The following is a 12,832-nucleotide window of genomic DNA, read 5'->3' as shown; positions in this document are numbered from 1 at the left end:
CCGTACTTGCAGATGGGGGAACCCTTGGAAATGTCGCAGACAGCCAGCTTGTGATAGATGGTGATGTCCTGCCGGGCAGTGAGGGTCTTCTCCTCGTTGCCGCTGAGGTAGGTGACCGTGTCGCCGCTCTGAATGGCCTCAATGGCCACGGCCACATTGTCCTTGGGATCAATGATCATTGCATTGCGCATGGTAGATATCTCCTTTCGGTCATGAGTGGATCAGATCTGAACCAGTGGGGGTATACAAACGGGTGTCTGTTTGGAAATACATTCCGGGCACCCGAAGAGCGCAGAGACAGGCTTCTGTTCTTAAATAAGAACAATGTTCTCATTACGGAATACTATATGTAACGTACCATTTCACGGGAGAAATGTCAATAGAAAACGGGGATATTGGGCGGATTTTGTGCTAAATACAGAGGTGAGAAATGTGCCGGACAGGCGTCGGACTTGCAAAATACAGGAGCCTTTGCTATAATGATAAAATATACCATCAAAAAATGCAATGGTCTGATCTGGATGGAGGAACCTATGGGACAGGAACAGCACCGTGCCACCACACGGGTTTTGGATATATTGGAGCACCTGGCGTCGGAAGGCGGAGCGGGGAAGACATTGACGGAGCTGTCAGTCGCCCTTGATGCGCCCAAGAGCAGTCTCTTTCCGATTCTGCATACGCTGGCGCAGCGGCGCTATGTGCGGCTGGACCGGGAGACCGGGCGCTATTCGGTGGGCATCTCGGCCTACGTGCTGGGGGAGGCCTATGGGGCCGGACGGCGGGAGAGCATTCTCCGGCGGGTCCAGGAGCTGATGGAGCAGGTGGCGCGGCGCTGCGAGGAGCCGTGTCAGTTGGCCATCCTGGACGGGGAAAACGTACTCTATATCGGCAAGGCGGACTCTGACCAGGCCATCCGCATGATCTCACGCCTGGGAAGCCGCCTGCCCGCCAATGCCACAGCGCTGGGAAAGGCCCTGCTGAGCGGTCTGGAGGACGACGAGGTGCGGCAGCGCTTCTCCCAGGGACTGCCCCGGCTGACCGACCACACCATTACCGATCTGGAGCCCCTTCTGGCACAGCTCAAACAGGTGCGGGAGAACGGGATCGCCTGGGAAGAGGAGGAGTCCACGCCGCATCTGTGCTGTGTGGCCGTCCCGCTGCGGCAGCGGGGAAGCGTATTTGCGGCATTGAGCGTATCCATGCCCCTGTTCCGGGCCACACCGGAAAAGCGGGAGGGGGTCAGCAACTGTCTGCGGGAGGTGGCCTCTGAGATCAATACCCTGGCGGAGGAGCGGGGCATATCCCTGGATATTCTGTAAGAAACGTATGTGGAAAACGTGCCGGATCGATCCGGCGTTTCCGCGTGGTTTGGAGGGAATGGCAGTGCATTTGTTTTTGACGGGAGAGATCCAGGTGGGGAAATCCACGCTGCTGTCCGCTCTGCTGCGCTCGCTGGGGCTGCCGGCCTGCGGATTTCGCACCTGCTGGAGGCGGACGGAAGCGGAGGATACCCTCCACCTTCTGCCCTGGGGGATGGATGCGGACTGTGGGGCGGACAATCAGGTGGCCCGGCGTCGGAATGGACGGGCGGAGATCCTGCCGGGCCGGTTTGACGCGCTGGGGCCGGAACTCCTGACACCGCGTCCCGAGTGTGCGGTGATGGTCATGGACGAGCTGGGCTTTTTGGAGCGAAACGATCTGCGCTTTCAGGAGGCGGTGCTGTGTGCGCTGGACGGGCCGCTTCCGGTCCTGGGGGTCATCAAACCCCGGCAGGAGCCCTTTCTGGATCGGGTACGGGCCCATGCGGGGGTGCAATTGGTGACGGTCACGCCGGAAAACCGGGACGACTTGCGGACCTCTGAGCTGCTTGCTGCCTGGTGTGCATCGGTCCGGTCTGAGTAAAAAATGGATAAAAAATAGGCCGGTCCCCGGAAAATGGGACCGGCCTATTTTTGCGGTTTACTGTGCGGAGAGGTACTGTGCAGCTACGGTAGCTGCAGTGGCGGCGTCGGCGGTATAGGCATCAGCGCCGATATCCTCACAGAAGCGTTGGGTGACCGGGGCGCCGCCCACCATGATCTTGACCTGATCGCGGATGCCGGCGGCCTTGGCGGCCTCCACCACCTCACCCATGGCGGGCATGGAGGTGGTGAGGAGGGAAGAGCATGCAATGATGGAACAATTCTGCTCCATGGCAGTCCGGATAAAGGTCTCAGGGGCCACATCCACGCCCAGGTCAATGACCTCGATCCCCTGGCCCTCAAACATCATGCGGACCAGATTTTTGCCGATGTCGTGGAGATCGCCCTTTACCGTGCCCAGGCAGGCGCGGCCAAGCGGGGCCGCATGGTCACCAGTCAGGTGGGGCTTGAGCAGCGCAGTGCCTGCATTCATGGCCTTGGCTGCCATCAGGACCTGGGGCACGAACATGGTGCCGGCCTTAAACTGTTCGCCCACAATTCCCATGCCGGCCAGCAGACCATCCTCCAGAATGGCGCGGGGGGCGAGTCCTTCTTCCAAAGCGCGGGGGACCAGCTCCTGGACTAATTTGGTCCGACCTTTTTGGATGGCTTGCGAGAGTTCGTTCAGTGTGCTCATGTTCGATCAGATCCTTTTCGAAGAAGTTGTGTATGATTATAGCAAAGTGAGAAAAAAATAAAAAGTGACTGGGAGAAAAAAGTGATTTTCTGACAAAATGGGAAAAAATGAGTGGAGGAAAGGGGGGAAAGCCCGTCATTTGGACAAGAGAAGATTCTTCCATGCCAAAGGTGTGTGACATTGGCAGAGCGGCCGGCGTGTGGAACACGAGGTGGAAGCCATATTAAAGAGTGTTCCGCAATTGGATCTGCGGAATGAAACACATCAAATCAAAAGGGGTGATTTTGTGCGGGAAGAATCCAATAAGCAGCCGTGGGGCGCACTGGCGCTGCGGGTGGCGGCAATGATGCTGTCCCTGGGGGCGCTGCTGGCTGTGGCAACGCCGGTGCAGGCATCCGCAGCGCAGGGGCATACGGTGAGCCGAACGGTGATCCCCATGGGCCGTGCCGTGGGGATCAAACTGTTTTCCGACGGCGTTATGGTGGTAGGACTGGCCGATATCGAGACGGAAAAAGGGACAGCCAATCCGGCCAAGACCTGCGGACTAAAAGAAGGAGATATCATTACCCACCTGAATCAGGAAGAGGTGGACTCCATTGAAGAAGTGCAGGCCATTCTCCAGGAGACAGGAGGAGAGGCCATGAGCATCCGGGCCAAGCGGGGGGAAGAGGAGGTCCAGATGACGGTCCAGGCGGTCCAGTGCAGCACAGACGGCAGCTACAAGCTGGGGGCGTGGATCCGGGACTCCATGGCGGGGATCGGGACCATTACCTTTTATGACCCGACCTCCGGTGTCTTTGGCGCGCTGGGCCATGGGATCAGTGACATGGATACCGCCAAGTTGATGCCGCTCCAGTCGGGCAGCATTATGTTTGCGGAAGTGAGCGATGTGCAGAAAGGTGCCGTGGGGGCCCCAGGCCAGCTTCGGGGGGCCTTCCAGGTAGAGCAGGACCTGGGAGAGCTCTATGCCAACACCTCCAGCGGCATTTTCGGCACCTGGACCGGCGCGGAGCTGGAGACAGGGATGGAGCCCATTCCGGTGGCTCAGCGGAGCGAGGTGCGCACCGGAAAGGCCACCATCCGCTCCAATGTGGCGGGCACGGAGATCAAGGAGTATGAGGTGGAGATTGTGCGCCTCTACCCGGAGAGCAGCGGAGAGCACCGGGACCTCATGCTCAAGGTGACGGACGAGGCCCTTCTGAAGGAGACAGGGGGCATCGTACAGGGCATGTCCGGCTCCCCGATCATCCAGAATGGCAAGCTGGTGGGAGCGGTGACCCATGTACTGGTCAACGATCCCACCCAGGGCTACGGTATTCTGGCGGAGAATATGCTGAAAACCGCGGAAGAGAGCTAAGAGCACACACCGATAGAAAGCGCCCGGCCCTGGAAGATTAGCCTCAGCCAGTGATTTTGATTCTGTCCGTATTGAGATTGTGCGCTCTGTGCGCAAGGTGACAGATGAGACGCTTCCGAAAGCGGTTCGGGATGTACAGCGGCAGAGCGAGTGTCCAAATAGAACATGCCCCGGCGGTCTGGATGACCGCCGGGGCATGTCTTTGTGCGCTCAGGAGAAGGAAATATCATAGATGCCATATGCAGCTCTGGAATTCCAGTCGGGGGATGTCGTGAGCAGGAGCTTCACATTGGCGGCACGATTCAAGGGAAGGGAGATCGTTTGGGGTGCACCATCCCATTTGAGGTCATAGCTGGTACTCAGCTCCCCGTCCAGATAGACCTCCAGAGTGGAGTCATCCTCGTATGTTCCGTCCACATGGCCTACCGTAAAGGTCATGGTATTGTATTTCAAATCTGTATTCCAGAGAGAATAGGCCGCTTCTCCATTGTTGTCCTGAAGGAAGACGCCCTCCGTGATGTCCGTTCCAGATACGGTCATGTACTTTTCGGAATTGCTGCCGTCAAAGATCTTGCTCCACGAGTTTACCTGATAGGGGGGCAGCAGCTTCATCCAGCTGTCGGTTTGACCGGGGACCTCGCCCACATAGATGGTAGCGGTGTCGCCGTCCCAGGTGACCTCTTTCCCCAGGGCCTCACTCACGGCGCGGACGGGCAGATAGGTGGTGCCATTGCTGGCGAAGGGCTCCACCACGTTGCCATTGGGATCCTTGGGAGTCACTTCCTTGCCGTCGACGACCAGACGGATCCCCATGTAGTTGGCTTCGATTTTTTGGTGGTGACCGCGCTGGAGGCCAGCGCGACGCCGCAGAGCAGACTGGAAAGAGCTGCGGCGGCGATAATACGATTGCGAACCATTTTTTTCATATCAGATGCCCTCCCATTTTTATTTATCGAATTCTGATCATAAAAGCTTAAAAAATTTCTAAATCTTAACTTTAGTCTCTACCTCTGGATCTGTTTTGTCAAGAGATGGGAGAAGGGAAGGACACCGGGTTGAAGAGATTCAAAGAGTCGGCATGAGAAAAAAGGGCAGTTTCAACACTTGCCTTCATTGGGGAGGGAAAGCACAGGCTTAGCCAGTGGTTATGACTAAAAGAGGAGGAGCTGGTAGTCATCGAAGAGAATGGCGGGGCTCCATCCCGCGGTATTGACGGGTGAGGAGTGTACACAGTTCTCCATAATATTTCAGGTATGCCTTCTGGGCCTGGCGGCGAAGGAACTGCCGCTCCTGAAAGGCCTTCCAGCGGCTGCAGGTTTTGTGACAGCCAGGTGTGTACGCGAGACAAGTGTTCTGACATGGAAGCATAAGATGGCTCCTCTCTATCCGTTGAATGGGGCATAAAGCCGTTCCAATTCGATTGGACTCACAAGCGCCTGCTCTGGTTGATTACCAGTATAAGGGGTGGACAAGAGAAGTTCTATCCAAGGGGTGTAAAGTTTGGATAAAACCTCTGTATAACTAGAGAGGATAAGACCGGGAAAAGAGCGGAAAATGGGGCACATATCCCGATTTTTTGCAGAGGATACGATTTGTTTACAGAAGCTGTAGTCCCCAAAAAAGCAGTCATATCCTGCTTTTGACAGGTAAAGTGGGGGAAAAACTCTGATTTCTGTCAACAAAAGACGGAGAATGGATCGGAAAAGGCACTGGGAGCAGGAACATGCATTTACACAGATTTCACATGGGATGCGTTGTTGTATTTACATGACCTATTTACAATGAAAGTGCGGAAACCAATGGGCCGGGCTGTAACACGCAAGAGAAAGATTCCCGGCCGACGACAGAGTGGTGGCTGGAGGGAGGTCCTGTCGGGCCATGCCCACACCACCGTTATACCGTAAGAACAGGAGTGGATTTCACAATATGAACCATATGAGCAGACAGGCCTGTGCGGCGCTGCTGTCCGGCGTCCTTCTGACGGCGGGAGCGCAGGCGGCGGTCATCACGACTTCCACCGACCAGATTACGCTGGGGGAGAACAGCAATACCTTTACGCTGGAGTTGCGTCTGGAGGAGGACAAGCCCTTTGCCGGAGCGGAGTTTGGAATCGATCTGCCGGAGAAGACGACCCTCACCCAGGTGGACTATCTGGATCAGGCCATCCGGGAGGCTTCCCACACTCCGGAGGTGGTGCGGGACGGCCGGGTCTATTTCGGATTTTACGGCGCCAGCAATGCCTTCCAGGGGGAGTACAGTGTGGCGCGGCTGACCTTTACCTATACAGGCAGTGAGGATGCCCTGCTGTCCCTTGGAACGTCCAATGTGGTTACCCTGAATGAGGATGGCACCACGACGGGGGACACCAGCTCGGCGCCTTTCCAGGTAAAGATTGAGCGGGAAGAGAGCAGCGGCGGAAGCGGCGGCTCAGGTGGTTCCGGCGGGAGTGAACGTCCGGAAGAGGATATCGACGAGGGGGAGACCCCGCTGAATCCCGGTGTCTTTACGGACCTGGAGGGACACTGGGGCAAAGACGCCGCGCTGCGCGCGGTGGAGATGGGGCTGTTCAGCGGTACGTCAGCCACCACGTTCAGCCCGGATATGGCCCTGAGCCGCGCCATGCTGGTGACCGTGCTCCACCGGCAGGAGGGGACCCCTGCCGCGGCACAGGCGGCCTTTCAGGACGTGAGTGCAGGAAGCTGGTATGAGAGCGCCGTCAATTGGGCGGCGGCAGAGAACATTGTCTCCGGCGTGGGAGAGGGCTGTTTTGCGCCGGATCAGGCCATTACCCGGGAGCAGCTGGCGGTTATGCTCTACCGCTATGAGCAGTATCGGGGCAATGCACCGGCCTCTACGGGAGACCTGAGTGCCTTTGTGGACCGCGATCAGATCTCCCCGTGGGCGGAGGAGGCCATGAAGTGGGCTGTGGGCGCTGGAATTCTCAGCGGAAAGGATGGCGCGCGCCTGGATCCCCAGGGCAGCGCGACCCGCGCTGAGGCAGCCTCCATTCTGGTGCGCCTGCTGGATCGCTGATATACGGATTTTTTGTGCGGGGCATCCGGCGCGGTGAGCGGCGGATGCCCCTCCTTTGTCTTTGCTTCCAGCGGAAAGGGAAGAAGCGTCAAGGATTTGTAAAACCCGGACCGTGTGCCGGCAGCGGTATCCATGGAACAAAAAGCAGGGGGATTCCGGGCAAAAGAAAGGGAAAACCGTGCCCAATTTCCCCAAAAGAACGGAGGAAGCACAGACCGACGGAGCGGTGTGTAAGGAGATGGTATCCCGGAAGGGGGGCAAACTGACGGAGTCTTTGCCAGTCCTTTACGGGAGCCTGGTGGAAGGAAACGGGGCCGGACTGGTATAGTACTCTACGGATGAAAACGGAGAAACGATGCGAAAGGAAGACAAGTATGCTGGAACTCAATCACATCCGTAAGTCGTTTGACGGGACTCCGGTCCTGCATGATATTTCGCTCCGGGTGGAGGATGGCGAGATCGTGTCTATTCTGGGCCCTTCCGGCTGTGGAAAGACGACGCTGCTCAATCTGATCCTGGGCCTGACCGATGCCGACAGCGGAGAGATCCGCTACAACGGCGAGGATCTGACCCGCACTCCCATGGAGAAGCGGGGCTTCAACATCGTCTTTCAGGACTATGCCCTCTTCCCCAATCTGAATGTCTATAAGAACATCACCTACGGCCTGAAAAACCGCGCGTACCTGACCTCTCAGCAGGAGGTGGAGGAGCTCATCGACCTGCTGGGCCTGCGGGACCATCTGAGCAAGCGGGTGGACCAGCTCTCCGGTGGCCAGAAGCAGCGTGTGGCCCTGGCCCGCACCATGGTGATGAAGCCCCGCATTCTGCTGCTGGATGAGCCCCTCTCTGCCCTGGACGGCGTGATCAAAGAGTCCATCAAGGACCGGATCAAGACCATTGCCCGGGAGTATCACCTCACCACCATCATCGTGACTCACGACCCCGAGGAGGCCCTGACTCTCTCTGACCGGGTTCTGATCATTGATAAGGGAACCATCTCCCAGTATGCCAGACCCGAGGAGATCGTCCATCAGCCCAAAAACGACTTCGTGCGCAAGTTCATCCTCAATCAGCTGGAGATCAAGCGGGACAATATCTATGCCCTCTTTGGCCGGCCGAGCGTGGCTGCCGCTGTGTAACACACAATGCGCAAAAACATCGAACTTAAGCTGATCTTTTGGGCCATCGTGGCGCTCTTTGCGGCGTTTCTGGCAGCGCCGCTCCTCCTTCTCTTTGGAAAATCGGTGTGGGACGGCGGCCTTACGACGGAGTTTTACACCTCCGTTGTGGTCAAAAAGGGATTCCTTCCCGCCCTGGGCAACAGCTTTGCCGTGGCCTCCGCCGCGGCGGTGATCGCGGTGGTCATCGCGTTCCTGCTGGCCTACGCGGTACACTATACGGCCCTGCCCCTGTGGGCCAAGCGCCTCATCAGCGCCATCGCCACACTGCCCATGTTCTTGCCCACCATTACCTATGGCTTTGCCATCATCTACTCCTTTGGCAAGCAGGGACTCCTGACCCGTCTGCTGGGACGGCAGCTCTTTGATATCTATGGTTTCTGGGGACTGCTGGTGGGATATGTGATCTATACGGTGCCCACCGCCTTCCTGCTGATCCACAATACCATGGGATATGTGGATAAAAAGACGCTGGTGGTCTCCAAGGTCATGGGAGACCAGACCATGTCCACCTTCTGGATTGCGGTAGTGCGTCCCCTGCTGGGCACGCTGGCCGGTGCCTTTATCCAGGCCTTTTTCCTGAGCTTTACCGACTTCGGTATCCCGGCCTCGGTGGGCGGAGGATATGATGTGATCGCCACGCTGCTCTACAATCAGATGCTGGGCGGCATCCCGGACTTCAACCGGGGCGCGGTGGTGGCCGTCATCATGCTCATCCCCTCGGTGGGAAGTATCTGCCTCCTCCAGATTCTGGAGCGCTTCAACATCCGGTATAACCGGATCTCCCCCGCGGAGCTGCGCCGCAACCCGGCCCGCGACGCCGGATGGGGGGCCGTGACAGCGGTCTTGTCGGTCCTGATGCTCTCCCTCTTCGCGGTCATCTTTGTGGTGCCCATGGTGGAGGACTGGCCCTACAAGACGGGATTTTCTCTGGAGCATGTGCAGACCGTGTTCGCCGACAGCGAACTGCTGACCGTATACCAGCACTCCCTCTTCATGGCCCTTGCTACCGCCCTTCTGGGAACGGTAGTGGCCTATGGAGCGGCCCTCATCACAGCGCGGAGCACGCTGGCGCAGGGGTATAAGCGCACCGTGGAGAGCATCGCACTGGTGACCAATGCCATCCCCGGCATGGTCCTGGGCGTGTCCTACCTCTTCCTGTTCTCGGGGACCGAGCTGCAGAACACCCTGCTTCTCATGATCCTGTGCAATGTGGTGCACTACTTCTCCACCCCCTATCTCATGATGAAAAATTCCCTCTCCAAGATGAACGCCGGGTGGGAGACCACCGCGATGCTCATGGGGGACAGCTGGATCAAGACCATCCTGCGGGTGGTCACCCCCAATGCGCTCTCCAGCCTCATCGAGGTATTCAGCTACTATTTCATCAACTCCATGGTGACCATCAGCGCCCTGATTTTCATTGCCGGTGCGCGCACGATGGTGCTGACCACCAAGATCAAGCAGCTCCAGTATGTCAACAAGTTCAACGAGGTCTTTGTGCTCTCGCTGCTGATCCTGGCCACGAACCTGGTTGCAAAGGCGGCCTTTTCCTGCCTTGCAAATCATAAAAAGAAGAAACCAATCCAACAGACACAAGCTTAAAAAAGAGGAGAGAAACCAAAATGCATCTCAAGAAACTGATGGCCATGGGCCTTTCCCTCAGCATGGCGGCAGCCCTTCTGGGCGGCTGCGCCGCCGGCAGCGCAAGCACGGGCAGCGATTCCGGCAGCGGCGACACCGCACCCAAGGAGGAGCAGGTGGTCCTCTACTCCAACGCCGACGATGAGGCCATCACCGCGATGACCAACGCCCTGGATGCCAATGGCTACAAGGACAAGTACATCATCCAGACCTTTGGCACCTCCGAGCTGGGCGGAAAGCTGATGGCGGAGGGCAAAAATCTGGAGGCCGATCTGGTCACCATGAGCACCTTCTACCTCCAGAGCGCCCAGGATCAGAACCAGATGTTCCTGCCCCTGACCTTTGATGTGAACACCCTGGAGGAAGTGCCCGACTACACCGCTCCCATCACCTCGCAGGAGGGCGCCATCATCGTCAACACGGAGCTCATGGAGTCCGAGGGCCTGCCCATGCCCACCAGCCTGAAGGATCTGACCGATCCCGTCTATGCCGGTCAGGTGGCTGTGACCGACATTCAGTCTTCTTCCACTGCGTGGCTGCTCATCCAGGCGCTGGTCTCGGAGTATGGATATGAGGGCGCGCAGGAAGTGCTCTCCGGCATCTATCAGAACGCCGGCGACCACATCGAGACCTCTGGTTCCGCGCCTCTGAAGCTGTGCCGCGCCGGTGAGCTGGCTGTGGGCTTCGGCCTGCGCCACCAGGCGGTGGCGGACAAGGCCGACGGCCTGCCCATCGACTATGTGGATCCCACCGAGGGCAACTTCTCCCTCACGGAGTCTGTGGCTGTGCTGGACAAGGGAGATGAGACCAATCCTCTGGCCATGGAGATGGCCCAGTGCATCATCGAGAATGCCCGCGAGGAGCTGCTGGCCACCTATCCCAACCCCCTCTATGAGGGCGAGACCTCGGATTCCGCCAACAAGTCCGCCTATCCCAAGACCTTCAGCGAGCCTCTGACTCTGGAGCTGTTCCAGAAGCACCAGGAGCTGTCCGAATCCGCTAAGCCCTGATAGAACCGATCATAACAGGGGGCGCACGGGTGTGCGTCCCCTGGTTTTTAGAGAAGAAAGGAAGAATGAGACCCATGAATCGCTATAAGCTGCTCACCCCCGGACCGCTGACCACCACGGACACCGTGAAGGCGGAGATGCTCTTTGACCACTGCACCTGGGACGACGATTACAAGCAGATCACCCAGCGCATCCGCGCCGCGCTGCTGGAGCTGGGCCATGTGTCTGAGCCCGAGTATACCGCGGTGCTCATGCAGGGCAGCGGTACCTTCGGTGTGGAGTCGGTCATCACCAGTGTGGTGGGGACGGGGGATAAGCTGCTCATTGCGGCCAACGGCGCTTATGGCCTGCGCATGACCGAGATCGCCCAGCACGCGGGGGTAAACTATGTCCTCTATGAGGAGGAGAACACCCGCCGCCCCGATCCGGAGAAGATTGCCCGGATGCTGGAGGCAGATCCCGGGATCACCCATGTATCCATGGTACACAGCGAGACCACCAGCGGCATCCTCAACGATATCCAGGCGGTAGGTGAGGTGGTCCGCCGGGCGGGCAAGACCTTCATCGTGGACGCCATGTCTTCCTTTGCCGGCGTGGACATTCCCGTGGCCGACTGGGGGATCGACTTCCTCATCAGCAGCGCCAACAAGTGCATTCAGGGCGTGCCCGGCTTCTCCTTTATTCTGGCCCGGCGCAAGAAACTGGAAGAGAGCGCCGGAAAGGCCCGCTCCCTCTCGCTGGACCTGTACGCCCAGTGGCGTACCATGGACATTGACGGCAAGTGGCGCTTTACCTCTCCCACCCATGTGGTGCTGGCCTTTGCCAAGGCCCTGGAGGAGCTCAAGGCGGAAGGCGGCATCCCCGCCCGCTATGCCCGCTATGCCGTGAACCACCAGCTCCTGGTGCAGCGGATGGAGGCGCTGGGCTTCCGCACCTATCTGGAGGCAGAGGTCCAGGGTCCCATCATTACCACCTTCTTCTACCCTGAGGGGGCCAAGTTCACCTTCCGCGAGATGTATCAGTACATCAAGGAGCGGGGATACGTACTCTATCCCGGAAAGGTGATGGAGGCGGAGACCTTCCGTGTAGGCAATATCGGAGAGATCTATCCCGAGGATATTGAGAAGCTGGCCGCCATTATGGCTGATTTTCTGCGGGAGGTGCAGGGATGAACACCAAGCTTTTGATTCTGGACTGGGCTGGAACCGCAGTGGACTACGGCTGCTTTGCGCCGGTCAATGCCTTTGACCAGGCCTTCCGCGCCTTTGGGGTGGAGGCCACCATGGAGGAGATCCGCCGGCCTATGGGCATGCTCAAGATCGACCATATCCGCACCATGCTGGCTATGGAGCGCATTGGCGCGTGCTGGGCCCAGGTCCACGGCCGTGCCCCGGAGGACAAGGATGCCCATGCCATTTACGGTGTCTTTGAGACCAAGCTGATGGAGAGCCTGGAGCAGTATGCCATGCCCAAGCCCGGCGTGCTGGAGACGGTGGAGCGCCTGCGGGCCATGGGGCTGCGCATTGGCTCTACCACCGGATACACCGATGCCATGATGGAAGTGGTCACCGCAGGCGCGGCCCGGGCGGGGTATGCCCCGGACGCCTGGTTCAGCCCCGATGCGGTGGACGGACTGGGCCGTCCCTATCCGTATATGATCTATGCCAATATGAAGAAGTTCCGCATCCGGTCGGTGCACCAGGTAGTCAAGATCGGCGACACGGTTTCCGACATTCAGGAAGGTCTCAACGCCGGGATCTGCTCTCTGGGCGTCATTGAGGGAAGCAGTGTTCTGGGTCTGACCGAGGCGGAGTGGAAGGCCCTCTCCGCCCAGGAGCAGGCTGCGGCGGCGGAGAAGGCCCGCAGGACCTTTGAGGAGGCCGGTGCCCACGGAGTACTCAACCGGCTGGAGGAGCTGCCCGGCTGGCTGGAGGCCAACGGCTGATTCCAATGACAGAAAACGCGTCCGTGTACATCCAAAGGGATGGACGGACGCGTTTTTTCTGTGCAGG

13 protein-coding genes are annotated in these 12,832 nt (G+C 58.6%); 9 read left to right on the top strand and 4 right to left on the bottom strand.

Annotation, left to right across the window (positions count from 1 at the left end):
* On the bottom strand, positions 1 to 191 hold a 191-nt coding region (locus I2C21_RS11255), incomplete at its 3' end, for a UxaA family hydrolase (protein WP_195278487.1).
* Positions 192 to 479: 288 nt separating this feature from the next.
* On the opposite strand from I2C21_RS11255, the gene I2C21_RS11250 reads away from it, so the two are divergent.
* Complete coding sequence (locus tag I2C21_RS11250) at positions 480 to 1,319, top strand: IclR family transcriptional regulator (protein ID WP_286167275.1); 840 nt, start codon at positions 480 to 482, stop codon at positions 1,317 to 1,319.
* A 64-nt stretch (positions 1,320 to 1,383) separates the two neighbouring features.
* Positions 1,384 to 1,902: a nucleoside-triphosphatase gene (locus tag I2C21_RS11245; protein ID WP_195279319.1), complete on the top strand. Its 519-nt coding sequence runs from the start codon at positions 1,384 to 1,386 to the stop codon at positions 1,900 to 1,902.
* A 57-nt stretch (positions 1,903 to 1,959) separates the two neighbouring features.
* Here the strand turns inward: I2C21_RS11245 and I2C21_RS11240 are convergent, their stop codons facing one another.
* A complete protein-coding gene (locus I2C21_RS11240; RefSeq protein ID WP_193537895.1) occupies positions 1,960 to 2,598 on the bottom strand; it encodes a cobalamin B12-binding domain-containing protein in 639 nt (212 codons plus the stop codon).
* Between the two features lie 286 nt (positions 2,599 to 2,884).
* On the opposite strand from I2C21_RS11240, the gene spoIVB reads away from it, so the two are divergent.
* Complete coding sequence (spoIVB, locus tag I2C21_RS11235; protein ID WP_195279318.1) at positions 2,885 to 3,955, top strand: SpoIVB peptidase; 1,071 nt, start codon at positions 2,885 to 2,887, stop codon at positions 3,953 to 3,955.
* A gap of 210 nt (positions 3,956 to 4,165) precedes the next feature.
* On the opposite strand, the gene I2C21_RS11230 is transcribed toward spoIVB, so the two are convergent.
* A complete protein-coding gene (locus tag I2C21_RS11230) occupies positions 4,166 to 4,768 on the bottom strand; it encodes a stalk domain-containing protein (RefSeq protein WP_195279317.1) in 603 nt (200 codons plus the stop codon).
* Complete coding sequence (locus I2C21_RS11225; RefSeq protein ID WP_193537889.1) at positions 4,732 to 4,881, bottom strand: hypothetical protein; 150 nt, start codon at positions 4,879 to 4,881, stop codon at positions 4,732 to 4,734. Before I2C21_RS11225 ends, I2C21_RS11230 begins: the two co-directional genes overlap by 37 nt.
* A gap of 1,000 nt (positions 4,882 to 5,881) precedes the next feature.
* On the opposite strand from I2C21_RS11225, the gene I2C21_RS11220 reads away from it, so the two are divergent.
* From I2C21_RS11220 to phnX, 6 genes are all read left to right on the top strand, one after another.
* A complete protein-coding gene (locus tag I2C21_RS11220; RefSeq protein WP_195279316.1) occupies positions 5,882 to 6,988 on the top strand; it encodes an S-layer homology domain-containing protein in 1,107 nt (368 codons plus the stop codon).
* A 374-nt stretch (positions 6,989 to 7,362) separates the two neighbouring features.
* Positions 7,363 to 8,127, top strand: coding sequence for an ABC transporter ATP-binding protein (locus I2C21_RS11215; protein ID WP_101691432.1), 765 nt, complete (start codon positions 7,363 to 7,365; stop codon positions 8,125 to 8,127).
* Positions 8,128 to 8,133: 6 nt separating this feature from the next.
* Positions 8,134 to 9,771 carry an ABC transporter permease subunit gene (locus I2C21_RS11210; RefSeq protein WP_195279315.1) on the top strand — a complete coding sequence of 546 codons (1,638 nt, stop codon included), beginning with the start codon at positions 8,134 to 8,136 and terminating at the stop codon, positions 9,769 to 9,771.
* Between the two features lie 20 nt (positions 9,772 to 9,791).
* A complete protein-coding gene (locus I2C21_RS11205) occupies positions 9,792 to 10,820 on the top strand; it encodes an ABC transporter substrate-binding protein (RefSeq protein ID WP_195279314.1) in 1,029 nt (342 codons plus the stop codon).
* 74 nt (positions 10,821 to 10,894) lie between these two features.
* Positions 10,895 to 11,992, top strand: a complete 1,098-nt coding sequence (locus tag I2C21_RS11200; protein WP_101691430.1) for a 2-aminoethylphosphonate--pyruvate transaminase — start codon at positions 10,895 to 10,897, stop codon at positions 11,990 to 11,992.
* Entirely contained in the window at positions 11,989 to 12,765 is a 777-nt protein-coding gene (gene phnX, locus I2C21_RS11195) for a phosphonoacetaldehyde hydrolase (protein ID WP_195279313.1), read from the top strand. The genes I2C21_RS11200 and phnX overlap by 4 nt, the downstream gene beginning before the upstream one ends.
* The last annotated feature ends 67 nt before the right edge of the window (positions 12,766 to 12,832 follow it).

Origin of the sequence: Clostridium sp. J1101437_171009_A5, assembly GCF_015547905.1 — a bacterium.
GTDB classification, from domain to species: domain Bacteria; phylum Bacillota; class Clostridia; order Oscillospirales; family Oscillospiraceae; genus Pseudoflavonifractor_A; species Pseudoflavonifractor_A gallinarum.
This window is presented reverse-complemented; position numbering and strand designations above follow the sequence as displayed.